This is a genomic window from Salinibacterium sp. ZJ70 (genome assembly GCF_011751865.2).
In the GTDB taxonomy this organism is placed as follows: domain Bacteria; phylum Actinomycetota; class Actinomycetes; order Actinomycetales; family Microbacteriaceae; genus Homoserinibacter.
In genome coordinates this window covers 2,482,611-2,506,271 of record NZ_CP061770.1, presented here as the reverse complement: position 1 = coordinate 2,506,271, position 23,661 = coordinate 2,482,611, and the positions used below count along the sequence as shown (strand labels likewise).

Here is a 23,661-nt window from a genome sequence, read left to right as displayed (position 1 = left end):
ATCCCCGAAAATGGGCTGACGCGTCCGGCCGCCGAGTCAGCTCTTCGCGCCGGTGGCGAGCATGATTCCGCCGAGCCCGATCATCATTCCGCCGCCCGTGGCCCGGAGTCCCGCGATCCGGCCGGGCGAGGTGGCAAACCAGCGCCGCGCTGTTCCTGCCGCGAGTGCCCACACCGAGTCGAGCGCCATCGCCATGACGACGAACACCAGGCCGAGCTGAGCCAGCTGCCAGGGGATCGCTCCGGCGGAGTAGTCGACGAACTGCGGCAGCACGGCCACGAAGAATGCGATGGTCTTGGGGTTGGTGACGCCCACCACGAAGCCCTCCCCGAGCAGCACCCACGGTGAGCGCCGTGCGCCCGAATCCACCTCGATGTCGACGCGTCGGTGTCGGATCGCCTGGATGCCGAGGTACACGAGGTAGGCGGCCCCTGCGACCTTGATCACGGTGAAGATGACGGCCGACTGCGCCACGAGGGCGCCCACCCCGAGCGCCACCAGCGCCAGCAGCGGCACCATCCCGAGCGCGTTCCCGATGACGCTCAGGACGCCGGCGAGGCGACCGTAGGCGATCGTGCGCCCGATGACGAACAGGATGCTCGGTCCGGGCATCAGGATGAGCACGGCCGCGGCGACCGCGAAGGCGCCGAGGTGGGTGAGCGGGACCATAGCGAGAGCGTAATGCGGAACTCGGCGGCATCACGTAGGATGTTGAGGTTGCCCTGGCGTCTTCGCGCGCCCAGGTGACCGAACCGCATCCAACCGGATGTCGGGAGAGTGAGGCCGATCGGCCTCGTTCGATGAGAAGAGAAGAGATATGGCACCGAAGAAGAAGGTGACCGGCCTGATCAAGCTCCAGATCAACGCCGGCGCCGCCAACCCGGCCCCGCCCATCGGCCCGGCCCTGGGTCAGCACGGCGTGAACATCATGGAGTTCTGCAAGGCGTACAACGCCGCGACCGAGAACCAGCGCGGAAACGTCATCCCGGTCGAGATCACCGTGTACGAAGACCGTTCGTTCACGTTCATCCTGAAGACCCCGCCCGCCGCCGAGCTCATCAAGAAGGCTGCCGGCGTCGCCAAGGGTTCCGCCACCCCGCACACCGTCAAGGTTGCCAAGCTCACCGCCGACCAGGTTCGCGCGATCGCTGAGCAGAAGCAGGCCGACCTCAACGCGAACGACGTTGACGCGGCAATGAAGATCATCGCGGGCACCGCCCGTTCGATGGGAATCACGGTGGAGGCGTAATCATGGCTCAGAAGTCCAAGGCATACCGCGCCGCCGTCGACAAGCTCGAGGCTGGCAAGTTCTACGGTCCCGACGAGGCTGTCGCCGTCGTCCGTGAGACCGGTTCGAAGAAGTTCGACTCGACCGTCGAGGTCGCGCTGAAGCTCGGCGTTGACCCCCGCAAGGCAGACCAGATGGTGCGCGGCACCGTCATCCTGCCCCACGGCACCGGCAAGACCGCTCGCGTCATCGTGTTCGCGACGGGCCCCGCGGCTGAGGCCGCCATCGCTGCTGGCGCTGACGAGGTCGGCGGCGCCGAGCTCATCGAGAAGGTCGCCGGTGGCTACACCGCGTTCGACTCGGCCGTCTCGACGCCCGAGCTCATGGGCCAGGTCGGTCGTCTGGGTAAGGTCCTCGGTCCGCGTGGCCTCATGCCGAACCCCAAGACCGGCACCGTCACCCCCGATGTCGCGAAGGCTGTCTCCGACATCAAGGGCGGAAAGATCGAGTTCCGCGTCGACAAGCACGCCAACGTGCACTTCGTGATCGGCAAGGCGGGCTTCACCGCCGAGCAGCTCGCGGAGAACTTCAAGGCCGCTCTCGACGAGATCAACCGCGCCAAGCCGTCCAGCTCGAAGGGCCGCTACATCCAGAAGGGGTCGCTCTCGACCACCTTCGGCCCGGGCGTTCCGCTCGACCCGGCTGCGCTCTGAGCTTCGTGCTCTGAGCTGCGCGTCTCGCGCATGAGGGGGTCCGCTTCGGCGGGCCCCCTCTCACGTTTCAGGAGAGGATGATCTGGTGAACCAGCCCATCGCGGCCGACGCTCCGGTGACCCGCATCCCCCACCTCGCGCGCATCACGGGGATCTGGTTCTTCGTCTTCGGGTTCGTCGCCCGTCTGCCGTTCGCGATGAACATCGTCGGTCTGCTGACGCTCGTGACGGTCGTGCGCGACTCGATCGCGGAGGCGGGTCTCGTCTCGGCGGCATTCGGAATCGCGACGGGGCTCGGCGGCCCGCTGCTGGGGGCGATCGCGGATCGCCGCGGCCAGCGCGGCGTGCTGCTCGTCGCCTCGGTGGCGCACGCAGCGCTGCTCGTGGTGATCGTCGCCGCCGTGTACGGCGACGTGCCGTTCGGGGTGGTCCTGCTTCTCACGCTGCTCGCGGGCGCGACGCTGCCGCCGGTCGCGGCGTATGCGCGGGCGCGCTGGCTCGCCCTGCTCGCCGACGACACGCGTCGCGGGGGCCGGGGCGTCTCGACGGCGCTCGGCTACGAGTCGATGGTCGAGGAGATCACCTTCGTGGGTGGTCCGGTGCTCGTGGGTGTGCTCGCGAGCCTGATCTCGCCCGCCGCCCCCCTGATCATGGCCGCTGCCGTCGTCTTGGTGTTCGGGACCGCGTTCGGCCTGCACTGGACGGTGCGCGCCGTGCATCCGGGTGCCACCCCCGCGGGAGCGATCGTCGCTCCGCGCCGCTCGCTCGTCGCGCTCTCGGTGCTCCTGCCGGTCGCGGGGATGCTCTTCATGGGTTCGTTCTTCGGTTCGACGCTCGCCTCCCTGACCGCTGTCATGGACGCCCAGGGTCTCGGCGAGAGCACCGGCCTCATCTACGGCGTCATGGGCGCCACCTCCGCCGTCGCCGCGATCACGGTCGGTCGCCTGCCGGCGAGCTTCTCGCTGCACACCCGGTGGGTGCTCGCCGCGGCCGTGATGCTCGTCGCCGGCCTCGTGCTGTGGGCGGCGCCTGAGCTTCCCGTCATCGTCGTCGTCTTCGTGATCGTCGGGGTGGCCGTGGGTGCGGCGCTCGTCACGATGTTCACGATCGGGGCGCACGTCGCGCCTCCCGGTCGGCTCGCGACCACGATGGCGATGCTGTCGAGCGCGGTCACGATCGGCCAGGGTGTGACGGTCGCGACCGTCGGCGCCGTCGCCGAGGCGTCAGGGCCGGGTTCGGTGTTCGCATCGGTGGCCGTCGCATCGGGCGGGATGCTGATCGTCGCGCTTCTCGCGGCGCTGCACCAGCGCTCCGCGCTCACGCGTCTCGCCCGCTGAACGCAGAATCGGCGGCCGCCCGCAGGCGACCGCCGATCCGATTCAGTGTGCCGCGCTCACTCCGCCGAGGGCGGCAGCACGTAGATCTTGCGCAGCGTCTCGTGCACCGTCCACGTCGTGCCCATGCCGGCGTCGAGTCTCACGACGGAGCCCGCCGAGACCTCGATCGCCGGGCGGCCGTCGGCGAACTCGATCGTCGCGCGCCCCTTCAGGACGACGAAGATCTCCTCCTCCTCGACGTCGCGCACGACACCGGGCGTGATCTCCCAGACGCCCACCTCGGCGTTGTCGACCGTCGTGCCGATGTCGAGGTAGCCGATCGTCGGCGAGCCCGACACGAGCTCATCGCCCTCCACGGGCTCATGCGGGACCTCAGCCTCGAGGGCCGCGAAGACAGCTCCAGAATTCACGAATCGAACCCCAATCCGAGCGCATCCAGTGTGCGCAGCAGTATGTTGCGTCGGCCTTCCGTGTGGTCGGCCCGGTCGAGCGACCATCGGGTCGCGTTGATGCCCATGGATGCCGCCGGTTCCGGAGGGAACGGCAGCGGGCGCTTTCGCACCATCTCGAGCTCGGTGCGCTCGGTGGGTTCTCCATCGAGCAGGTCGAGCATCGTGTCGGCGGCGAAGCGGGTGGCACCCACGCCGAGGCCGGTGTAGCCGGCGGCGTAGGCGATGCGCCCCTTGCGGGCGGTGCCGAAGAAGGCGCAGAACTGGGTGCTGGTGTCGATGGCGCCCGCCCACTTGTGGCTGAACTGGAGCCCTTCGAGCTGCGGGAACGTGGTGAAGAAATGCGAGGCGAGCTTCTCGAAGCTCTGCGGGCGGTCTTCGTACTGTGCGCGCACGCGTCCGCCGTAGTGGTAGATCGCGTCGTAGCCGCCGAACAGGATCCGATCGTCGGCGGTGCGGCGGTAGTAGTGGAACTGGTTGGCGAGGTCGCCGATTCCCTGGCGGCCCTCCCACCCGATGGAGGCGAGCTGGCCGGGCCCGAGCGGCTCGGTCATGACCACATAGTCGTACACGGGCACCGTCATGAGGCGGTTGCGCGTGAGGAGCGACGGGTAGACGCTCGTGCCGAGCGCCACGTGGGAGCCCGTCACGGATCCGGCGTCGGTGACGACGCGCACGCCGGTGGCGGAGTCGTCGAGTCGGCGCACGGGCGAGTGCTCGTGGATCTCGACGCCGAGCTCGGTCGCGAGGCGCGCGAGCTCCCGCACGAGCCGGCCCGGGTGCACGAGCGCGACCTCGCGCTTGCGCCAGGTGCCGGCGAGGTAGGTGGGGGAGTGGATCTGGGCCTGCACTTCGTCGCGGTCGAAGAGCACGACATCCGAGTCGCCGTCGGCGGGTCGTGTGCCGTCGAGCCACTCGACCTGGTGCGGTTCCGTCGCGACGTCGAGCTCTCCCGTGCGCTCCCACTGCACGTCGAGGGAATGCTCGAGGATGGTCTGCTCCATCGCGTCGAGGTTCTCCATGCCGAGGCGCGCGAGCTGCTCGTACTCGTCGGCCCAGCGGCTGCGGCCGTTCTCCTCGCCGTGGGTGATGCTCGCCTCGACGAACCCTCCGTTGCGGCCCGACTGCGCCCATCCGAGCCGCTTGGCCTCGAGCAGCACGACGCGGCGCTCGGGGTCGCGCTGCTTGGCGCGCACCGCCGTCCAGAGGCCGGTGAAGCCGCCGCCGACGATCACGAGATCGGTCGTGGTGTCGCCGACGAGGGCGGGGTGCTCGGGGCCATCGCCCAGCTCGTCGAGCCAGAACGGCGACTGCCTGGCCCCCTTCAGAGAGTGCGCGACGACGGAGGCCGGCGCCGGATAGCGTTCGAATACGGTGTCGTGCGGTGACATCTCAAGACTCCCAGGGTCGGCACCATTCAAGCGGAGAAGCGTTCGTGTTGCAACGGATGCAGTGGCTCCGAGCGTTTTGGGCAACGGATTCCGACGCGTTATGCGCTGCCTGCGACGGAACGCGTTGCTCGCCCGTCGCGGATATCCTGATGGGGTGATCCTCGTGCGCCCGGCGGTGCCCGCCGATGTCCCGGCCCTCGCCGACCTCGCCGCGCTGACATTCCCGCTCGCGTGCCCCCCGCACGTCACCGCTCAGGCTGCGGCCGCGTTCATCGCCGCGAACCTCACCGCGTCCCATTTCGCCCGCGCCCTCGACGACCCCACGCGAGAGGTGCTCGTGGCCACGGTCGGCGACGCCCTCGCGGGCTACGTGCTGCTGGTCGCGGGTGAGCCGACGGATCCCGACGTCGCCGCGGCTGTGAGCGCGCGCCCCACCGTCGAGCTCTCCAAGTGCTACGTGCATCCCGAACATCACGGCGGCGGAGTCGCGAGCGCGCTCATGACGGCGGGTCTCGATACGGCACGCGCACGCGGGGCGGCGAGCGTGTGGCTCGGCGTCAACCAGCTGAACGAGCGCGCGCAGCGCTTCTACGCCAAGAGCGGTTTCGAGCGCGTCGGCACGAAGCGCTTCCTCGTGGGTGACCGCTTCGAGGACGACTTCGTCTTCGAGCACCTGCTGTGAGGCCCTGAGCGTCAACGGGCGACGCTCAGCACGAGCTTCCCGCGCGTGTGCCCCGTCTCGATGAGGCGGTGTGCCGAGGCGGCATTCGCGAGCGGCAGCACCCGCTCGACGTGCACCGTGAGGTCGCGCGCGTCGATGAGGCGCGTGATGACCGCGAGCGTGGCGGCATCCGGCGACACCCGGAAGTCGGTCGCGCGCACTCCCGCGGCGTCCGCCTCCTCGTGCATGGTCGGGAAGGATCCGGTGGGCGCGTTCACGTAGAGGCCGGCCGGGCGCAGGGTGCGCAGCGAACGCGACCCGGTGTCGTTCGCGGTGTTCCCGATGAGGTCGATGACCGCGTCGACGGTACCGACGGATTCCTCGAACGGACCCGCCGTGTAGTCCACGACCTCCGCGGCGCCGAGGGCGCGCACGAAGTCGATGTTGTCTGCTGAGCAGGTGGCGATGACGTGCGCGCCGAAGAAGCTCGCCAGCTGCACCGCGAAGTGCCCCACGCCGCCGGCGCCCGCGTGGATGAGCATCCGCTGGCCCTCGTGCGCCTTCGCGATCTCGACGACCATGCCCCATGCGGTGAGTGCGGCGAGCGGCACAGCGGCCGCCTCGATGAAGTCGGTGCGCCGTGGCATCTTGGCGAGGCTCGTCGCGGGCAGCGACACGTACTCGGCGTACGCGCCGGGTGTGCGCGGCACCATCCCCATGCCGTACACGCGCGTTCCGGGGGAGAGCGGATGCGCGTCGTACGGCGCCTCGACGACAACCCCCGCGACGTCGTTGCCGAGCACCGTCGGCAACCCGTGGGCCGCGGGCCAGGCGCCCCGCCCGGCGCGGGTCTTCGCATCGACGGGATTGACGCCCGCGGCGTGCACCTGGACGAGCACCTCGCCGTTCACCCGCGCAGGGATCGCGATTTCAGTTAGTGTCAGCGCCTCCGGGGGGCCCGGTGCGTCGAACGTCACGGCATGCATCGTCGTCATGGTGTCCGCCCTCCAGCAATGAGTTCCATTCAAAGCGCGGCATGCTTCGGCGGTGTTTCGGGGCCGTCACCGTACTGCTAACTTCGGCTCGTGCGCATCGCGGCGGTCGTGCTCCGGATCCTCGGCGTCATCGCGGTGATCGCCGCGGTCGCCGGGCAAGCTCACCGTCAGCGTGGGGTACTGGAACAGGATCGAGGTGCGCGACCTCCTAACTCGTGACGACCGGCGTCGTCTACAACGTGCTGCTCCGCGGCGTCGAACGGCCCCCGGACTCGTGGCTTCCGTGGTCGAACGAGGTGCTGCACGTCGCCATGCCGCTGCTCATGCTGCTCGACTGGATCCTCGCGCCCGCAACTGGCTCCGCTGGCGGGTGGTCGGCTTCATCGTCGTGTACCCGCTCCTGTGGACCGTCTGCGCGATGCTGCGCGGGCCGCTCGTGTTCAGCGATGTGCGGCAGACCTACGGCTGGTACCCGTATCCGTTCATCGACCCGGCGAACGGCGGGTACGGATCCGTCGCCGTCTTCGTCGTGCTGATCGGCGCGAGCATCGCGGGCGCCGGCGCCGCAGTGATCGCGGTTTCGCGCGGGAGCGCCGCTGACGAGCAGCGCGCGCGGGCTCACTCCACTGTCGTGGGCAGTTCCGGATACTGCTCGTGGTACAAGCCGCAGTTGAGCGCCCAATACCTGTGGAGGTCCGTACCGTCGCCGAGGGATGCGCGTGTGAACATATTCAGGAGGTGGGGCTGAAGGGACGCAGGGTCGGCATCATTCTTGAACCAGTACGTGTCGACGACCGTCTCGAGCTGCTGCAGGGCGGGGAGCGGATCTTCACCGTTGGCGTTGAGATGGAGCCACTGTCCCATCCACAGGCAAAGCCACCCTGTGGTGGCGTCGCCTCGTCCGTAGCCTCGTTCGAAGGCGTGGGTTTCGAGTTCGCCCGCGGCGTTGTAAACGTCAGGGAACGGTGCCGGCTCGACGAGGGCGCGGCCGTCGGGGATGACCAGGGTGGCGGCTTCGGTGTGGAACTCGTCGAGCAGTTCGGAGAAGCACATGAACTCGCTCGACGGGTCGGGAGCCCTCCCACATCCGCGCTCCGATTGGGGAGCGGGTGTGGCCGAACAGCCGACGAGCGCGGCGGCGGCAACTGCCGCCGCAGCAAGGCGCATACTGGCGCGCATCAGAAGGTGAGGGTTCCCGAGAACTGACGGTCGCCTGTCACCGAGGAGTAGCCTTTCGCGCCGAGACGGAAGGTTACGCCCGTTGCGATGCCGCTGATCAGAGTCTTCGAGGGCATCGTGTTGGTCCAGTGGGTTTCCGATGACAATGCGGCGTTGCTTGTGTTGTTCAATCTCAGGGTGAGTGCCGAAACGGCGGGCGATGCGACTTGGAGAAGAAGGTTGGAGGGCTGGAAGCTGATGGTGCTCATCGTGGATACCCGATTGTTTGTGAAGTGAGTCCATGAGGTGGTCGGGTCCACGGTGGCATTGTTGATGGGCACCGTGGCCGCGTGCGCCGGAACGACGCCGGCTGCAACGACGAGGCAGGCTGCGACAGTGATCGAGGCGAGTGCTGAGCGAACGCGCATGATGTTCCTTTCGTGTGGTGGACCGACAGGGACTCATTGACTCCCTCTCAGCTTTGTGTGTCACACTAGCCGTGCCCCCCCCCGCATGAGTCAAGATGTTGTCGGGTGTGGCATCCGAGACTCGCCGTCGACCGAGATGTGAAGAGCGCTCGAGGATCGTCAGTACTGTCAGCTGACGGTCCACCACCACAGATCGGGGCACAGATGCTCAGGCGAACTTCACGTCTTCTCGCCGGCCTCGCGTGTGCAGTCGTGCTGGCCGCATGCAGCGCAACCCAGCAGCAGGTGCCGCGTCCGGCGACTGGTGTTCCTGTCGACCCGATCTCGCCCACCCGCGGAGACATCACCGCCATCCTCACCGTAGAAGCGGACGCGGTGGCCAACCCCAGCTACAGCGTCGACGCCCCGAACGGTGGCCGTGTCACCTACCCCCCAAAACCCGGCCCCGGGCAACCCTTCGACACCGGCGTCAGCGTCGCGAACATCGACGGCGTGCCACTCTCTGCTGCCGGATATGGTGTCGTGCTCGAACGGCTCGCCCCTGCCGCTACTCGAGTGGGTGCAGGGGCGCCCGTCGTCGCGCTCCGCTACGGCGGCTTCGGCGTGACAGGGGTGATCCCCGTCGAGCAGGCCTACCGCCTCTACTCCGGTGCCACCACCGCCCGCGTGCAGTTCGACGGCGGGCCCGCCGCCACCGAATGCACACCCGCAACACCCCACAACCCGGCGGCCGCCGCAAGCGACACCCCAGGTGTCGTCGTGCTGTGCCTGCTGCCCGACACCGCCGGGCTGCTCGCCGGGATGACCGGCACCATGGCGTTCGCCACTGGGTCGGCGCAGGACGTCATCCGCGTGCCCCTCGCCGCTGTTGCCGGCACTGCGGGCAGCGGGCGCGTGGTCGTCGTCACCGACACCGGCACCCAGACCCGCGACGTCGAACTGGGAATCAGCGACGGCATCAACATCGAGATCCGATCCGGGCTCGCCGAGAACGAACGCATCCTCCCCTACGGCCCCAACCTGCGGCAAACCATCAGATGACACACGCGCTCGCCCTGCGCGACGTCACGCTCGACCTCGCCAGCACCCGCCACCACAGCATCCGCCTGCTCGACCACGTCGACCTCACCGTCGAGCGCGGAGAGTCGGTGGCGATCGTGGGGCGCTCGGGCTCGGGCAAAACCAGCCTGCTCGCCATCATGGGGCTGCTGTCACGCCCTCACAGCGGCAGCGTGCACATCGACGGAACGGACACCGCTCGGCTCTCCGACCGGCACCGCGCACAACTGAGAAACGACACTCTCGGATTCGTCTTCCAGTCGTACTCGCTGGCCCCGCACCTGAACGCCTACCGCAACGTCGAACTGCCGCTTCGATACGGGCGCCATGCCCGGAACCGCAGGCAAGCCGCCCGCGACGCGCTCACCTCGGTGGGATTAGGCGAGAGGCTGCGTGCCCGCCCCCGCCACCTCTCGGGCGGCGAGCAGCAGCGTGTGGCGATCGCCCGAGCACTCGTGCGGCGACCGAAGCTGATCCTCGCCGACGAACCGACGGGGGCCCTCGATGTGACGACGGCAGAGAGCGTGCTCTCCTTGCTCGTCGCCCAGACCGCAGCGCATGGTGCCGCGCTGATCCTCGTCACCCACGACCCCGCCGTCGCAGCCCACGCCGACCGTGTGCTGCAACTCGACGACGGCCAGCTGCAGCAGGTGCGCTGATGAATGCCCTCTTCCATGGTCTGTTCGAGTTACGCTCCCGGCCATGGCGCGCCGTACTTTCGGGGCTGAGCGTGCTCGTGGGCTCGTCGGCCATCGTCGCGATCTTCGCCATCGGATCGGTCACCAAGGACGTTTTCATCGCCGCATCCGAGCAGATCGACGGCCGGGCATCCACCTACGCCATCGACGTGACAGGGGTCGCTTCGGCCGAGCAACTGCGAGAGTTGATCGAACGTGCCACGGCGCTCGTCGGCGACGATGGCGGCGTCGCCGTCATCTCGCACTCGACCGATGTCATGGGAGTTCAACACGCCGTCCTCGCACGGTCGGGTGAGCCGCTCGTGCGCGCCCCGTTCGTGATGATTGCAGGCGACCTCACCAGCATCAGACGACTGCCGGTGATCGATGGCGCGTGGCCGACGACGGCAGACCTCCCGGTGGGCATCGCGGTGAACCAAGCAGCGGCTGAGCAATGGGGCGGAGTGGGAACCGAACTGGCGCTGCTCGTCAGCCGCGCCGGCGCGAGCGTCGATGGCCTCGTGCAGGCTGTTGTGCTCGACGGCACGATGGAGCCCACCATCTATGTCGCGCTCACGGGCATCAGCGCTCTTCGGTCGGCGGCGCTCGGGGGCACCGTCTCTCTGTACATCCATCAGGCCCCCGGTGAGGCGCAACCTCTCGGTATCGCTCAGATCGCTGCCGACTCTGTGGGGGCCGTCGCCGATCCCCGGACGCTGCGACAAGTCGACCGCATCGACGAGATGCTCAGGCAGCTGCAGGTGCAACAATCGGCGTTCGCGCTGGTCGCGCTCGTCGCCCTGGCGACTGCGGTGATCGGCATCCTCAACATCGGCCTCGCCACCGTATCCGAGCGCGCCAAAGAGCTCACCATCCGAAGAGCAGTGGGGGCGACCCGGGGCCAGCTCGCTGCCCAGCTGCTGATCGCAGCCATCGCCATAGGAGCGATCGCCTCTGCCGTGACCGCAGTTCTCACCGTGGGGGCGATCACCTGGCTCGGCCCCTCGATGGTGCCGCTCAACGCGGCGATCGATCCGCCTCGTGTTCCCTGGGAGGCGCTCGGGTGGGGGCTGCTGGCTGCGTGCGGCGCGACGGTGGTGGGGTCGCTGATCCCCGCGATCATCGCCTCCCGGCTCGAGATCGCCTACTCGCTGCGAGATTGACTGACGAGAATGGCTAGCGCCGCATCGCGCGGAGCACCTGGTCGGCCAGGTGCACGAGCTTCGCGATCTCGTTCTCGTCGCGATCGACCCACCGGCTCTCGGGCACACCGCTCACGGGCACGAAGTCGTCGTGCTGCTCCCACACCACGAGGGTGCGCTCAGCGCCCAGCACGTACTGCTGCCACCACACCTGGCGCAGGTACTGGCGGGGGATCGACTTCCAGGCTGAGCGCGTGGTCTTGATCTCGCACAGCTCGAGCGACCCCTCGCGGTCGCGCAGGCCGTCGGGCGTCGCGAGGTGCTCCCGCATGCCGTCGGCGTGGAAGAGCGCGCTGTTGCTGCGCATACCCGGATGGTGGCGCGCCACCCAGCGGCCGATCTCCGGCTCGCGCACGCGGCCATGCTGCGTGTAGGAGTTGCCCGAGAAGCGCGAGCCGAGGAGCTTGTCCTGCACGACGGCGCGCACCGACTTGTCGCTCGTGAGGCGGGCGACATCCGTCGCCGTCACGCCGCGGGCGCGCTCGCGCAGCCAGCTCACCCGATCGGAGGCGTCGGCGACGACACGGTCCCGATACGGGACAGGTGGAGCGTCGAAGAGCTCGAGGGTGGGCTGGGGCACCTCTCTATTGTGCGCGCCCTCGCCGACCCTCGCGTCCGGCCGCGCCGCCGCGCCGCACCGACACGTGGAGGCCCCACAGGCGCGGCATAGCCAACGCTCAGGATGGAGGAGAGAATCGGGAGCATGAGCTCGTCCACGCCCTCCGCTGTGCCCGCACTCACGCGGCCGGACGGCACACCCATCCGCGCACTCGTCGTCGACGACGAGCCGGCGCTCGTCGAGCTCATCCAGATGGCGCTGAGGTACGAGGGCTGGCAGGTCGAGACCGCGTCCGACGGCGCCACTGCGCTCAGCAAGGCGCGCAGCTTCGAACCCGATGTCATCGTGCTCGACATCATGCTTCCGGGCCTCGATGGCCTCGACGTGCTGCGCCGGATGCGCGCCGCGGGCGACGATGTCGCCGTGCTGTTCCTCACCGCGAAGGACGCCGTGTCGGATCGCGTCGTCGGTCTCACGGCGGGAGGCGACGACTACGTCACGAAGCCCTTCAGCCTCGAGGAGGTCGTCGCGCGTCTGCGCGCACTCCTGCGTCGCACCGGGCGTGGGATCACGGGCTACACCGACCCCATCCTGCGCGTCGGCGATCTCACGCTCGACGAGGAGAGCTACGAGGTGACCCGCGGCGGTCGCCTGATCGAGCTCACCGCGAAGGAGTTCGAGCTGCTGCGCTACCTGATGCGCAACCCGCGCCGCGTGGTCAGCAAGATGCAGATCCTCGATCGCGTGTGGAGCTACGAGTACGAAGGCAGCCCCAGCATCGTCGAGATCTACATCTCGTACCTGCGCAAGAAGATCGATGTCGACGCCCCGCCCATGATCCACACCGTGCGCGGTGTCGGCTACCTCATCAAGCCCGCATCGTGAGCCGGCCCGAGCAGCCCCCCGCGCACTCCGACGCGGAGGCCGTCGACGTCGACGACATGGAGGAGGCGGACGACCTCGCGCCCGACGACGTGCCCCGCACGCGCGCGCCGTGGTCGATCGAGCGCCGCATCGTCCTCGGCGTCGTCGCGCTCGTCGCGCTCGTCACGATCATCGTGGGGGCGGTGAGCGTGCTCGCGCTGCGGCAGAGCATGCAGGAGCGCCTCGACGAGCAGGTGATGAGCCTCATGCGGGCCTCCCTCACGCCGCACGGCAGCCTGCCGGATGCCGACACCACGAGCAGCGGACTCCTCATCGCCGTCTCCTCGCAGACGAACGTGCAGGGCGTCATGGTCACGGGGCCCGGCGAGACCCGACCCCTCAGCCCCGCCCAGCTCGTGCGCGTGCTGTCGGTGCCCGATGGCGAGATCCAGACCCTCGATGTCGACGGCATCGGCGGGTTCCGCGTGCAGGCGACGCACCTTCCTGACGGAACGATCGTCGGCGTCGGGCTGTCGACCGCCGACCTCGACGCCACGACCTGGACCCTCGTCGGCATCTTCGCACTCGTCACCGGCGGGGTGCTCGTGATCGCCGCGCTCGGCGCCATCGGCGTCGCACGGGTGGCTCTGCGCCCGCTCGGCCGCGTCATCGAGACCGCGTCCCGCGTCTCCGAGCTGCAGCTCGCCTCCGGCGACGTCGCGCTCGCCGACCGTGTTCCGGAGGCGGAAGCCGATCCGCGCACCGAGGTGGGTCAGGTGGGCGCCGCCCTCAACCGCATGCTCCACCACGTGGAGGAGGCGCTCGTCGCACGCCAGCGCACCGAGGAGAAGGTGCGCCAGTTCGTCTCGGATGCGAGCCACGAGCTGCGCACCCCGCTCGCCTCCATCCGCGGCTACGCCGAGCTCACGCGACGCATCGAGACGGAGCTGCCGGAGGGGGCCGTGCGCTCGCTCGACCGCATCGAATCCGAGAGCATCCGGATGACGCGCCTCGTGGAGGACCTGCTCGAGCTCGCGCGTCTCGACGAGGGCGAGGTGCTCGCCGTGGGCGAGGTCGAGCTCGTGCGGCTGCTCGCGGATGCGGTAGGCGACGCGTACACGGTTGCGCCCGAGCATGACTGGGAGCTCGTGGCTCCCGACGGCCCGGTGATCATCGAGGGCGACGCGGCGCGGCTCGAGCAGGTCGTCGTGAACCTGCTCGCGAACGCGCACCGCCACACCCCGGAGGGCACCTCGATCGTCGTGACGCTCACCGAGCATCCCGAGACCGACGAGGTCGAGCTCGTCGTCGCCGACGACGGCCCCGGTATCGACCCCGAGCTGCAGGAGCACCTCTTCGAGCGCTTCGTGCGCGGCGACGGCTCGCGGTCGCGGGCGACCGGCTCGACGGGGCTCGGTCTCGCGATCGCCTCCGCGGTCATCGAGGCGCACGGCGGCACCATCGATGTCGCCTCGCAGCCGGGCGACACCCGCTTCACGGTCCGGCTGCCGCGGCATCGGCCTGCCGCACCCGACCAGGGTGTTCCCTCGGATGGGGCCGACCTGCCAGACTGACGCCATGCGTTCAGCCCCCAGAACGCTCGTGACCCTGCTGGCCCTCCTGGTGCTCGTGAGTGCGCCCGCGTCGGCATGGGCGAGTGACGGATCGGTGCCCCCCGAGGTGCGCGCCTACGTCACGGGCGGCGGTCTCGCCGACGAACTCGATGACGTGTACGGCGACAACGGCGCAGGCGCGGGCATCCCGTTCGGCGAGACGACGACCGCCGGCCCCATCTCGCGCGTGTTCCACTTCACTGAGGAGCGCATCGTGGGCGACCTCGCGGGGAAGCCCACGCGCATGGTCAACGAGTGGGCGGTGCCGGTGTCGGTCGCCGAGGAGCCCGTCGGGGTGGCGATCGTCTGGATCAACACCGACACCGAGCTGCCGGAGCTCGCCGAGTTCCGTGCCGATGCCGAGGAGGCGCTCGCGCTCGCCGAGGTGCCGGATGCGGCGCGCCTCGTGCGCGACGTGGCCAGCGGTGCCTGGTTCGCCCTCGAGGGCGAGCTCCTCATACCCCTCGTGACGGGTGCGAGCGGTGTCGTCGAACCTGTGCCCGTCGACGAGGTCGAGCTCATCGATCCGGCTGCGCAGCCGCTCGCATCCGAGTCAGCTGATGGCGCCGGATTCCTGCTCGCGCTCGGCGTCGTTCTCGTGCTGCTCGCCGTGGTGATCGTGGCGCTGTTCCTTCCCGGGCGCGAGCCGTCGAGGGTCGAGAGCGACGCGGGCGACGCCTCCGCTGCGGGGGAGCCGACCGAGGAGCTCATCACCCGCGACGTGTGATAATCTCGACGTACCGAAGACCGCTGGTCTCTGTGTGCCTGCTTGCAGGAGCGCAGACGAAGTCCTCATCGAGGGGCCCGCGCAGGTGTGTGAAGTGACCGGGATTCCGGTTCAGCTCCGTGCGCTTGCGCCGGAGCTTTTTTCATGCGGGCGGACAGCATCTTCGGTGCTCATCCACAATGACAAGGAGCGCCATGGCGAACAAGGAAACCACGGTCGCCGAGCTTGCGGAGCTTTTCCGCAGCTCGAACGCGGTCGTGCTCACCGAGTACCGCGGCCTGACGGTGGCACAGCTCAAGCAGCTGCGCACGAACATCCGCCAGGACGCGAGCTACGCCGTGGTGAAGAACACGCTGACCAAGATCGCAGCGAAGGACGCCGGCGTGGAGGGTCTCGACGACCTTCTCGAAGGCCCCTCGGCGATCGCATTCGTCCACGGTGACACTGTCAACGTGGCGAAGGCCATCCGTGACTTCGCCAAGGCCAACCCTCTTCTCGTGATCAAGGGCGGCTACTTCGATGGCGCCGCTCTGACCGCTGCGGAGGTGGGCAAGCTCGCCGACCTCGAGACCCGTGAAGTTCTGCTGGCGAAGCTCGCCGGTGCCTTCAAGGCCTCGCTGTTCGGAGCTGCCTACCTGTTCAACGCGCCGCTGTCGAAGGCCGTTCGCACGGTCGACGCACTGCGCGAGAAGCAGGAATCCGCGAACTGATTCGGTTCGCACCTAGACACGCCCGGCGAGCCCTCGCCGGTGTGACGATCCCCGGGGTGACACCCCGAAAGCTAAGGAGAAAGAAATGGCTAAGCTCAGCACCGACGAGCTGATCGCAGCGTTCAAGGAGCTCTCGCTCATCGAGCTGTCCGAGTTCGTCAAGGCGTTCGAGGAGACCTTCGAGGTCACCGCCGCCGCTCCCGTCGCCGTTGCCGCTGCGGGTGCCGCTGGTGGCGCCGCTGCCGCTGAAGAGGTCGAGGAGAAGGATTCCTTCGACGTCGTCATCGAGTCGGCCGGCGACAAGAAGATCCAGGTCATCAAGGAGGTGCGCGCGCTCACCAGCCTCGGCCTCGGTGAGGCGAAGGCTCTCGTTGACGGCACCCCCGCCACCGTGCTCGAGGGTGCGAACAAGGAGACCGCCGAGAAGGCGAAGGCTCAGCTCGAAGAGGCTGGCGCCACGGTCGTCCTCAAGTAATCTCCGTATTACGCGCGAAGGGCGCCACTCCCGCTGGGGGGTGGCGCCCTTTTCGCATGCCGCGGCACCGGCGCGACGCGTCAGGCGTATCCAGATCGTGACCCGTCTGGGGGTAGACCGGTGAGTGCACGCTCGCCTAGCGTGGAGCGGGAAACGGTTCCCTTCGCTGTGAACGCTCCGAAGGGGGCGATCTACCCTGCACCATCCGCACCTGGCCCGCTCCGCGGACGAGGCTCAATGAGGAGGAAGAATGCGCTCACGGGTGAACCGCCGGCTCGTCACCGGATTCGCGGCAATCGGGATCGGCGCACTCGCGCTGTCCGCATGCACGGGCGACGTCGGAACGGACGACGACCGAGAGGTCGACTGCGGACTATACGAGGAGTACGGCACGTTCGACGGTGAGACCGTCACGATCGGCGGCACCATCCTCGACCTCGAGGCCGACCGTCTCGTCGAGTCCTGGAAGGACTTCGAGCAGTGCACCGGCATCGAGGTCAACTACCAGGGCACGAGCGAGTTCGAGGCCCAGATCGCGGTGCTCGCCGAAGGTGGCAACGCCCCCGACATCGGCATCATCCCCCAGCCGGGCCTGCTGCAGCGTCTCGCCGCTGGCGGATGGCTCATCCCCGCCTCCGAGCCGGTCGTGGCGAACATCGACGAGTGGTGGGACCCCACGTGGAAGGAATACGGATCGGCTGACGGCGTGGTCTACGCCGCCCCGCTCATGGCCTCCATCAAGGGCTACGTCTGGTACTCGCCGGCCGAGTTCGAGGAGAACGGCTACGAGATCCCGGAGTCGCTCGATGAGCTGATGGAACTCTCGGAGACGATCGCGTCCGACGCCGGACACCAGCCGTGGTGCGTCGGCCTCGAATCCGGTGAGGCCACCGGATGGCCGGGAACCGACTGGATCGAGGACTTCGTGCTCCGCCAGGCGGGGCCGGAGGTCTACGACCAGTGGGTCACCCACGAGATCCCGTTCAACGCCCCCGAGATCGTCGCGGCGTTCGACTCGGTGGGCCAGTACCTCAAGAGCGACGAGATGGTCAACGGCGGCATCGGCGACGTGTCGACGCAGATCAGCGAGCCGTTCCAGACGGCGGGCCTGCCGATCCTCGACGGCGAATGCTCGCTGCACCACCAGGCGTCGTTCTACGAGACCTTCTGGAACCCTGAGGGCGGCGACGAGAACACCGTCGCATCCGACGGCACCGTGTTCGCGTTCCTGCTTCCGCCGGTGAATGCCGACGACACGCAGGCCGTGACCGGCGGCGGCGAGTTCCCGGTGGCATTCCGTGACGCGGAAGAAGTGGAGGCGGTTCGCGCCTACCTGTCGAGCGACACATGGGCGAACGAGCGGGTGAGCCTCGGCGGCGTCATCTCGGCCAACAAGGGAGTCGACCCGGCGAACGCCTCGAGCGAACTGCTCGAGCAGTCGATCGAGATCCTTCAGGGTGACACCACGTTCCGCTTCGACGGCTCGGACCTCATGCCGGGTGCTGTCGGTTCCGACTCCTTCTGGAAGGGCATCGTGGCATGGGTGAGCGGGCAGTCGACGCAGGCCACCGTCGATGCGATCGAGGCCAGCTGGCCCACCAGCTGACCTGACCGACACGATCGGGGGCGGGCCTGGTGACAGCCCCGCCCCCGATCTTCCGGAGCAGAGCCAGCTCTGATCCACCTTCGCTGAAGCTCTTCGACGACGAAGAAAGGCACGTGATGCGATGACCACCGCGGATCTGATCGGGAAGATCCTGCAGGTCGTGATGGGACTGGCGGTCTTCGCCGCCGCCATCGGCCTGCTCGTGTTCCTCATCGACAAGGCGCCCAAGCGCGGGCGCGACTACTGGCAGCTCGTCGGCTTTCTGGCGCCCGCGGTCATCTTGCTGGCGATCGGGCTCATCTATCCGGCGATCCGCACGACCGGGCTCGCCTTCCTCAATAAGTCGGGGGACTTCAGCTGGGCCAACTTCATCTGGCTGTTCACGCAGCCGGCAGCGCTTCGCACCCTCGTGAACACCATCATCTGGGTGGCGCTCGTGCCCACCCTGTCGACCGTGCTCGGCCTTCTCTATGCCGTCTTCATCGACAAGTCGAAGGGCGAGCGCATCTACAAGGCGCTCGTCTTCATGCCGATGGCGATCTCGTTCGTCGGTGCCGGCATCATCTGGAAGTTCGTCTACGAGTACAAGTCGTCAGGGCGCGAGCAGATCGGTCTGCTGAACGCCCTCGTGGTGGCCTTCGATGGCGACCCGGTGCAGTGGCTGCAGACCGACCCCATCAACACGTTCCTGCTCATCATCGTGATGATCTGGATCCAGACGGGATTCGCGATGGTCGTGCTGTCGGCGGCGATCAAGGGCATCCCGACCGAGCAGATCGAGGCGGCGCAGCTCGACGGCACGAACCCGTGGCAGCGGTTCCGCAACGTCACGATCCCCGGCATCCGCGGGTCGCTCGTGGTCGTGCTCACCACGATCTCGATCGCGACCCTCAAGGTGTTCGACATCGTGCGCACCATGACCGCCGGAAACTTCAACACGAGCGTCATCGCCAACGAGATGTACACGCAGGCGTTCCGCGCCTCGGAGGTGGGGCGAGGGTCGGCACTCGCCGTCATCCTGTTCGTGCTCGTTCTGCCGATCGTCATCTACAACGTCAACATCATGCGCAAGCAGAGGGAGATCCGATGAGCAGCGTAGCCCCCGTCGATCTGCCCGTACCCGATGGCTCGACCGCGGCGGAACTGGCCGCGGAGGGGCTGAAGACCGAGCGGGTCAAGCGCCGGCTGACATCCCGTTGGGCGACGTTCGCCGCGCTCGTGATCGCGGTGCTGTGGACGATTCCCACGTTCGGCATCTTCGTGTCGTCGTTCCGTCCTGCGGATCTGATTCAGACGACCGGGTGGTGGACGATCTTCCAGAACCCCGGCTTCACCCTCGACAACTACCAGGACGTGCTGCTCTCGCCCTCACAGTCGTCTCCGCAGCTGGGTGCGTACTTCGTCAATTCGCTCTTCATCGCCATCCCGGCGACGATCTTCCCGATCGCGATCGCCGCGATGGCGGCGTATGCGTTCGCGTGGATGCGCTTCCGGTTCATCGGTCCGCTGTTCGTGTTCGTCTTCGCGCTGCAGATCGTGCCGCTGCAGATGGCGCTCGTGCCGCTGCTGCAGTTCTTCTCGACGTGGCTGAGGCCCGGCCAGCAGTGGATCCACGACGTCATCCCGATGATCCCCGAGCAGAACTATCTGCCGATCTGGATCGCACACACGATCTTCGCGCTGCCGCTGGCGATCTTCCTGCTGCACAACTTCATCTCGGAGATCCCGGGAGATGTCATCGAGGCCGCGCGCGTCGACGGTGCGACGCACGGCCAGATCTTCCTGCGGGTCGTGCTGCCGCTCGCGGTTCCGGCGATCGCATCGGTCGCCATCTTCCAGTTCCTGTGGGTGTGGAATGACCTGCTCGTGGCGCTCATCTTCTCGGGCGGCACGCAGGACGCGGCGCCCCTCACCCAGAGGCTCGCCGAGATGGTCGGGTCGCGCGGGCAGGAATGGCATCGACTGACGGCGGGCGCATTCGTGTCGCTCATCGTGCCGCTGATCGTGTTCTTCTCGCTGCAGAGGTATTTCGTGCGGGGCCTGCTCGCAGGCTCGACGAAGGGCTAGTCCGCGTTCGCAGGTGCCCCTCGGTCCAGGCGACCGAGGGGCACCTGTGTGAGCAGAGGGTGCGATTGGCCATCGCGTAACGATATATCGTAGAATATCGCGAAGAGGCGAGAGTGAGGTGCTGCATGAGCATGCACGGAGGAATGGGCGGGCCCGGCGGCGGCCGCGGAGTCGGCAATCGTGACGAGACGGTGCAGCGGGCCGCGAACGCGACCGCGCCGCGCATCCCGAACCTGATCGGCCGCATCGGCGAGCTCTTCGCTCCCTACCGCAGGGAGCTCATCATCACGATCGTGCTCGTGCTGATCTCGGCCGCGCTCGGCGTGCTGCCCCCGTTGCTCACGCAGCGTGCCTTCGACGATGGGCTCTTCCCGCCCGACGGAGCCGGTCCCGACGTGCCCGTGCTGCTGGTGCTCGTCGGCACGATGGTGGGGCTCTGGCTCCTGTCCGCGGCCCTCGGGGTCGCGCAGACCTACTTCACCGCGAAGGTCGGCAACTCCGTCATGGGCGCGCTGCGGGTGAAGCTCTTCAGCCACCTGCAGGCGATGGAGCTCGGCTTCTTCACGCGCACCAAGACGGGCGTCATCCAATCCCGCCTGCAGAACGACGTGGGTGGCGTCGCATCCGTGCTCAACAACACGATCTCGAGCATCGTCGGCAACACCGTCACCGTGATCGGCGCCCTCGTGGCGATGCTGCTGCTCAGCTGGCAGCTCACGGTCGTGGCGATCATCCTGCTGCCCGTGCTCGTGTGGGCGCAGCGGCGCGTCGGCCAGGTGCGTGCGCGCATCGCGACAGAGACGCAGGAGTCGCTCTCGGAGATGACCTCGATCACCCAGGAGACGCTCTCGGTGTCGGGCATCCTGCTCGCGAAGACCTTCAACCGTCAGCCCACCGAGATCGGCCGCTATGCCGACGAGAATCAGCGCCAGATCGCACTGCAGGTGCGTCTGCAGATGTCGGGCCAGTGGTTCTTCGCCGTCGTGAGCGTGTTCATGTCGGTCATCCCGGCGATCATCTACCTCGTGGCCGCGTGGCTCATCCTCGATGGCGTCGAGGTGACCGCCGGCACGATCGTCGCCTTCACGACCGTGCAGGCGAGGCTCATGATGCCGCTCATGGGTCTGCTGCGCGTCGCCCTCGACCTGCAGACCTCGCGCGCCCTCTTCGCGCGGATCTTCGAGTACCTCGACCTCGTGCATGCCATCACGGACGCCCCCGACGCGCGCGACGTGGACGCGGCGCACCTCGGCGAGGTGGAGTTCCGCGACGTGACGTTCCGGTATCCGGATGCCGACCCTCGCTCGCGCGGAACGCTCGACGACGTCTCGTTCCGGATCGAGCCCGGGCAGTACGTCGCGTTCGTGGGCCCCTCGGGCGCCGGCAAGACGACCGTGTCCTACCTTGTGCCGCGACTGTACGAGGCGTCCGAGGGGTCTGTGCTCTTCGCGGGCACGGATGTGCGGAAGCTGCGCCACGCCTCGCTCGTCGAGCACGTGGGCGTCGTGAGCCAGGAGACCTACCTCTTCCACTCGACCATCGCCGAGAACCTGCGCTACGCGAAGCCCGAGGCGACCGACGCCGAACTCGAGGCCGCCTGCCGCGCCGCCAACATCCACGCGACGATCGCCTCATTCCCTGACGGCTACCAGACCGTCGTCGGGGAGCGCGGCTACCGGCTCTCGGGCGGGGAGAAGCAGCGCATCGCGATCGCGCGCGTGCTGCTGAAGGATCCGGCGGTGCTGATCCTCGACGAGGCGACGAGCGCGCTCGACACGATCTCCGAGCGGGTGGTGCAGTCGGCGCTCGACGAGGCCTCCCGCGGCCGCACGACGATCGCGATCGCGCACCGGCTCTCGACCGTCGTGGACGCGGACGTCATCCACGTGCTGAAGGCCGGCCGGATCGTCGAATCGGGCACGCACCCGCAGCTCCTCGCCGAGGGCGGTGAGTACGCGCGTCTCTTCGCCGAACAGCTGACGGCATCCGCGGGCGCCACCGCAGGCGCCGGCGCAGGTGCCGGTGCGGGTGCCGGTGCTGGTGCTGGTGCCCCCGCCCCCGTGAGGTAGGAACCCGGAACGGTTATGCAGGACCCGGGATCTGTTGTGCAGGAACCGAATCCGCTGTGCAGCAAGCGCTCCGCCGCCGTCCCCGGAATCACAAGGCGGTCGCGGATGTCGGTCCGTCGGCATCCTGCGCAACTGCAGCCGGTTCCTGCACAACAGATCGGCGTTCCTGCATAACCGTTCGGCGTTCCTGCATAACCGTTCGCGCGGGGCGGGTCGGCGGGGTCCCAGTCACCCCGGGGCCCCCGGTAACACAAAGCTGGCCCGAGTAGGCTCGGGTGCATGAAATACGCCGAGACCGTGCTCGACCTCGTGGGCAACACCCCGCTCGTGAAGCTCAACAAGGTCACCGACGGAATCCAGGCCACCGTGCTCGTCAAGCTCGAGTACGTGAACCCGGGCGGATCGTCGAAGGACCGCATCGCGACGCGCATCATCGATGCCGCTGAGCGCGAAGGGAAGCTGCAGCCGGGCGGCACGATCGTCGAGCCGACGTCGGGCAACACCGGCATCGGCCTCGCGCTCGTCGCCCAGCAGCGCGGCTACAAGTGCGTGTTCGTGTGCCCAGACAAGGTGTCCGAGGACAAGATCAACACCCTCCGCGCGTACGGCGCCGAGGTCGTCGTGTGCCCCACGTCTGTCGCGCCCGAGAGCCCCGACTCGTACTACTCGGTCTCGGACCGCCTCGCGCGCGAGATCCCGGGCGCCTTCAAGCCCGACCAGTACTCCAACCAGAACGGCCCGCTCAGCCACTACGAGACCACCGGTCCGGAGATCTGGCGCGACACCGACGGCAAGGTCACGCACTACGTCGCCGGCGTCGGAACGGGTGGAACGATCTCGGGTGCCGGGCGCTACCTCAAGGAGCAGAATCCCGACATCGTCGTGATCGGCGCCGACCCCGAGGGCTCGGTGTACTCCGGCGGCTCGGGTCGCCCGTACCTCGTCGAGGGCGTCGGCGAGGACTTCTGGCCGACCGCCTACGACCCCACCGTCGTCGACGAGATCATCGCCTCGAGCGATGCCGAGTCGTTCGAGTTCACGCGTCGACTCGCACGCGAGGAGGGCCTGCTCGTGGGCGGGTCATCGGGCCTCGCCGTCGCGTCGGGCCTCAAGGCCGCGAAGGACCTCGGCCCCGACGACGTCATGGTCATCCTGCTGCCCGATGGCGGCCGCGGCTACCTCGGCAAGATCTTCAACGACCGCTGGATGCGCGCCTACGGATTCCTGCCCGCGGAGCAGGAGAAGACGGTCGCCGACATCGTCGGCACCAAGGAGGCGGAGCTCGCGGGGCTCGTGCACGTGCACCCCACCGACACCATCCGTCACACGGTCGACAAGATGCGCCAGTTCGACATCTCGCAGATGCCCGTGCTGACCGCCGAGCCCCCCGTCGTGATGGGCGAGGTCGCCGGGTCGATCGACGAGAAGAGCCTCATCGACGCCGTCTTCTCGGGTCGTGCCAAGATGTCCGACCCGCTCGCCGACTTCGTGGGCGCCCCGCTTCCGCTCATCGGCATGAACGACTCGATCGACGCTGCGCGCGACGCACTCGCGTCGACCGATGCGCTCCTTGTCACCGCCGACGGCAAGCCCGCCGCCGTCGTCACCCGGCACGACCTGCTCGCGTTCCTCGCCGAGTAGTCACGCCCCCGCTCCACAGACACACCCTCGAAA

At 68.3% G+C, this 23,661-nt stretch carries 24 protein-coding genes and 1 pseudogene; 18 read left to right on the top strand and 7 right to left on the bottom strand.

The window, feature by feature from the left end; genetic code table 11:
- Positions 1-36: 36 nt before the first annotated feature.
- Entirely contained in the window at positions 37-669 is a 633-nt protein-coding gene (locus HCR12_RS11835; RefSeq protein WP_166866678.1) for a LysE family translocator, read from the bottom strand.
- A 148-nt stretch (positions 670-817) separates the two neighbouring features.
- On the opposite strand from HCR12_RS11835, the gene rplK reads away from it, so the two are divergent.
- The 3 genes from rplK to HCR12_RS11820 all read left to right on the top strand — a co-directional run bounded on the left by rplK (position 818) and on the right by HCR12_RS11820 (position 3,277).
- Positions 818-1,249 carry a 50S ribosomal protein L11 gene (gene rplK / locus HCR12_RS11830; protein WP_166866676.1) on the top strand — a complete coding sequence of 144 codons (432 nt, stop codon included), beginning with the start codon at positions 818-820 and terminating at the stop codon, positions 1,247-1,249.
- Between the two features lie 2 nt (positions 1,250-1,251).
- The gene (rplA, locus tag HCR12_RS11825; protein WP_166866674.1) at positions 1,252-1,941 is read left to right on the top strand and encodes a 50S ribosomal protein L1; all 690 of its coding nucleotides are present in this window, start codon (positions 1,252-1,254) and stop codon (positions 1,939-1,941) included.
- A gap of 85 nt (positions 1,942-2,026) precedes the next feature.
- Positions 2,027-3,277 carry an MFS transporter gene (locus tag HCR12_RS11820; RefSeq protein ID WP_166866672.1) on the top strand — a complete coding sequence of 417 codons (1,251 nt, stop codon included), beginning with the start codon at positions 2,027-2,029 and terminating at the stop codon, positions 3,275-3,277.
- 56 nt (positions 3,278-3,333) lie between these two features.
- Here HCR12_RS11820 and HCR12_RS11815 read toward each other — a convergent pair whose 3' ends face one another.
- Positions 3,334-3,687: a cupin domain-containing protein gene (locus HCR12_RS11815; protein WP_224763463.1), complete on the bottom strand. Its 354-nt coding sequence runs from the start codon at positions 3,685-3,687 to the stop codon at positions 3,334-3,336.
- Positions 3,684-5,117, bottom strand: a complete 1,434-nt coding sequence (locus tag HCR12_RS11810) for an NAD(P)/FAD-dependent oxidoreductase (RefSeq protein ID WP_166866668.1) — start codon at positions 5,115-5,117, stop codon at positions 3,684-3,686. Before HCR12_RS11810 ends, HCR12_RS11815 begins: the two co-directional genes overlap by 4 nt.
- 154 nt (positions 5,118-5,271) lie before the next feature.
- On the opposite strand from HCR12_RS11810, the gene HCR12_RS11805 reads away from it, so the two are divergent.
- Positions 5,272-5,799 (top strand): GNAT family N-acetyltransferase, encoded by a 528-nt coding sequence (locus tag HCR12_RS11805; RefSeq protein WP_224763461.1) that lies wholly within the window; start codon positions 5,272-5,274, stop codon positions 5,797-5,799.
- Between the two features lie 11 nt (positions 5,800-5,810).
- Here the strand turns inward: HCR12_RS11805 and HCR12_RS11800 are convergent, their stop codons facing one another.
- On the bottom strand, positions 5,811-6,773 hold the full coding sequence (locus HCR12_RS11800) for an NADP-dependent oxidoreductase (RefSeq protein WP_224763459.1): 963 nt from the start codon (positions 6,771-6,773) through the stop codon (positions 5,811-5,813).
- A gap of 172 nt (positions 6,774-6,945) precedes the next feature.
- Between HCR12_RS11800 and HCR12_RS13820 the strand changes: the two are divergent.
- Positions 6,946-7,347: pseudogene (locus HCR12_RS13820) on the top strand (Pr6Pr family membrane protein); the annotation flags it as partial.
- 44 nt (positions 7,348-7,391) lie between these two features.
- Here HCR12_RS13820 and HCR12_RS13710 read toward each other — a convergent pair.
- Both HCR12_RS13710 and HCR12_RS11785 read right to left on the bottom strand, forming a co-directional pair.
- The gene (locus tag HCR12_RS13710) at positions 7,392-7,952 is read right to left on the bottom strand and encodes a hypothetical protein (protein ID WP_224763744.1); all 561 of its coding nucleotides are present in this window, start codon (positions 7,950-7,952) and stop codon (positions 7,392-7,394) included.
- Positions 7,952-8,359, bottom strand: coding sequence for a hypothetical protein (locus HCR12_RS11785; RefSeq protein ID WP_166866658.1), 408 nt, complete (start codon positions 8,357-8,359; stop codon positions 7,952-7,954). Before HCR12_RS11785 ends, HCR12_RS13710 begins: the two co-directional genes overlap by 1 nt.
- Before the next feature lie 252 nt (positions 8,360-8,611).
- Between HCR12_RS11785 and HCR12_RS11780 the strand changes: the two genes are divergently transcribed.
- From HCR12_RS11780 to HCR12_RS11770, 3 genes are read left to right on the top strand one after another with little or no spacing between them, the layout of a single operon-like run.
- Positions 8,612-9,400: an efflux RND transporter periplasmic adaptor subunit gene (locus HCR12_RS11780; RefSeq protein WP_166866656.1), complete on the top strand. Its 789-nt coding sequence runs from the start codon at positions 8,612-8,614 to the stop codon at positions 9,398-9,400.
- A complete protein-coding gene (locus HCR12_RS11775) occupies positions 9,397-10,077 on the top strand; it encodes an ABC transporter ATP-binding protein (RefSeq protein ID WP_166866654.1) in 681 nt (226 codons plus the stop codon). Before HCR12_RS11780 ends, HCR12_RS11775 begins: the two co-directional genes overlap by 4 nt.
- Positions 10,077-11,258 (top strand): ABC transporter permease, encoded by a 1,182-nt coding sequence (locus HCR12_RS11770; protein WP_166866652.1) that lies wholly within the window; start codon positions 10,077-10,079, stop codon positions 11,256-11,258. The genes HCR12_RS11775 and HCR12_RS11770 overlap by 1 nt, the downstream gene beginning before the upstream one ends.
- 13 nt (positions 11,259-11,271) lie before the next feature.
- Here the strand turns inward: HCR12_RS11770 and HCR12_RS11765 are convergent, their stop codons facing one another.
- Positions 11,272-11,877, bottom strand: coding sequence for a YqaJ viral recombinase family protein (locus tag HCR12_RS11765; RefSeq protein WP_166866650.1), 606 nt, complete (start codon positions 11,875-11,877; stop codon positions 11,272-11,274).
- Positions 11,878-12,000: 123 nt separating this feature from the next.
- On the opposite strand from HCR12_RS11765, the gene HCR12_RS11760 reads away from it, so the two are divergent.
- The 10 genes from HCR12_RS11760 (at position 12,001) to HCR12_RS11715 (ending at position 23,628) form a co-directional block, all read left to right on the top strand.
- Positions 12,001-12,741 carry a response regulator transcription factor gene (locus HCR12_RS11760; RefSeq protein ID WP_166866648.1) on the top strand — a complete coding sequence of 247 codons (741 nt, stop codon included), beginning with the start codon at positions 12,001-12,003 and terminating at the stop codon, positions 12,739-12,741.
- On the top strand, positions 12,738-14,294 hold the full coding sequence (locus tag HCR12_RS11755; protein ID WP_224763457.1) for a sensor histidine kinase: 1,557 nt from the start codon (positions 12,738-12,740) through the stop codon (positions 14,292-14,294). Before HCR12_RS11760 ends, HCR12_RS11755 begins: the two co-directional genes overlap by 4 nt.
- 4 nt (positions 14,295-14,298) lie before the next feature.
- Positions 14,299-15,060, top strand: a complete 762-nt coding sequence (locus tag HCR12_RS11750; RefSeq protein WP_166866646.1) for a hypothetical protein — start codon at positions 14,299-14,301, stop codon at positions 15,058-15,060.
- A 194-nt stretch (positions 15,061-15,254) separates the two neighbouring features.
- On the top strand, positions 15,255-15,770 hold the full coding sequence (rplJ, locus tag HCR12_RS11745) for a 50S ribosomal protein L10 (protein ID WP_166866644.1): 516 nt from the start codon (positions 15,255-15,257) through the stop codon (positions 15,768-15,770).
- 85 nt (positions 15,771-15,855) lie between these two features.
- On the top strand, positions 15,856-16,245 hold the full coding sequence (gene rplL, locus HCR12_RS11740) for a 50S ribosomal protein L7/L12 (RefSeq protein WP_166866642.1): 390 nt from the start codon (positions 15,856-15,858) through the stop codon (positions 16,243-16,245).
- 250 nt (positions 16,246-16,495) lie between these two features.
- Positions 16,496-17,851, top strand: a complete 1,356-nt coding sequence (locus HCR12_RS11735; RefSeq protein WP_166866640.1) for an ABC transporter substrate-binding protein — start codon at positions 16,496-16,498, stop codon at positions 17,849-17,851.
- 121 nt (positions 17,852-17,972) lie between these two features.
- Entirely contained in the window at positions 17,973-18,941 is a 969-nt protein-coding gene (locus HCR12_RS11730) for a carbohydrate ABC transporter permease (protein ID WP_166866638.1), read from the top strand.
- A complete protein-coding gene (locus tag HCR12_RS11725) occupies positions 18,938-19,918 on the top strand; it encodes a carbohydrate ABC transporter permease (RefSeq protein WP_166866635.1) in 981 nt (326 codons plus the stop codon). Before HCR12_RS11730 ends, HCR12_RS11725 begins: the two co-directional genes overlap by 4 nt.
- A gap of 131 nt (positions 19,919-20,049) precedes the next feature.
- On the top strand, positions 20,050-21,987 hold the full coding sequence (locus HCR12_RS11720; RefSeq protein ID WP_370589347.1) for an ABC transporter ATP-binding protein: 1,938 nt from the start codon (positions 20,050-20,052) through the stop codon (positions 21,985-21,987).
- A 279-nt stretch (positions 21,988-22,266) separates the two neighbouring features.
- On the top strand, positions 22,267-23,628 hold the full coding sequence (locus HCR12_RS11715) for a cystathionine beta-synthase (protein WP_166866633.1): 1,362 nt from the start codon (positions 22,267-22,269) through the stop codon (positions 23,626-23,628).
- Positions 23,629-23,661: the final 33 nt, after the last annotated feature.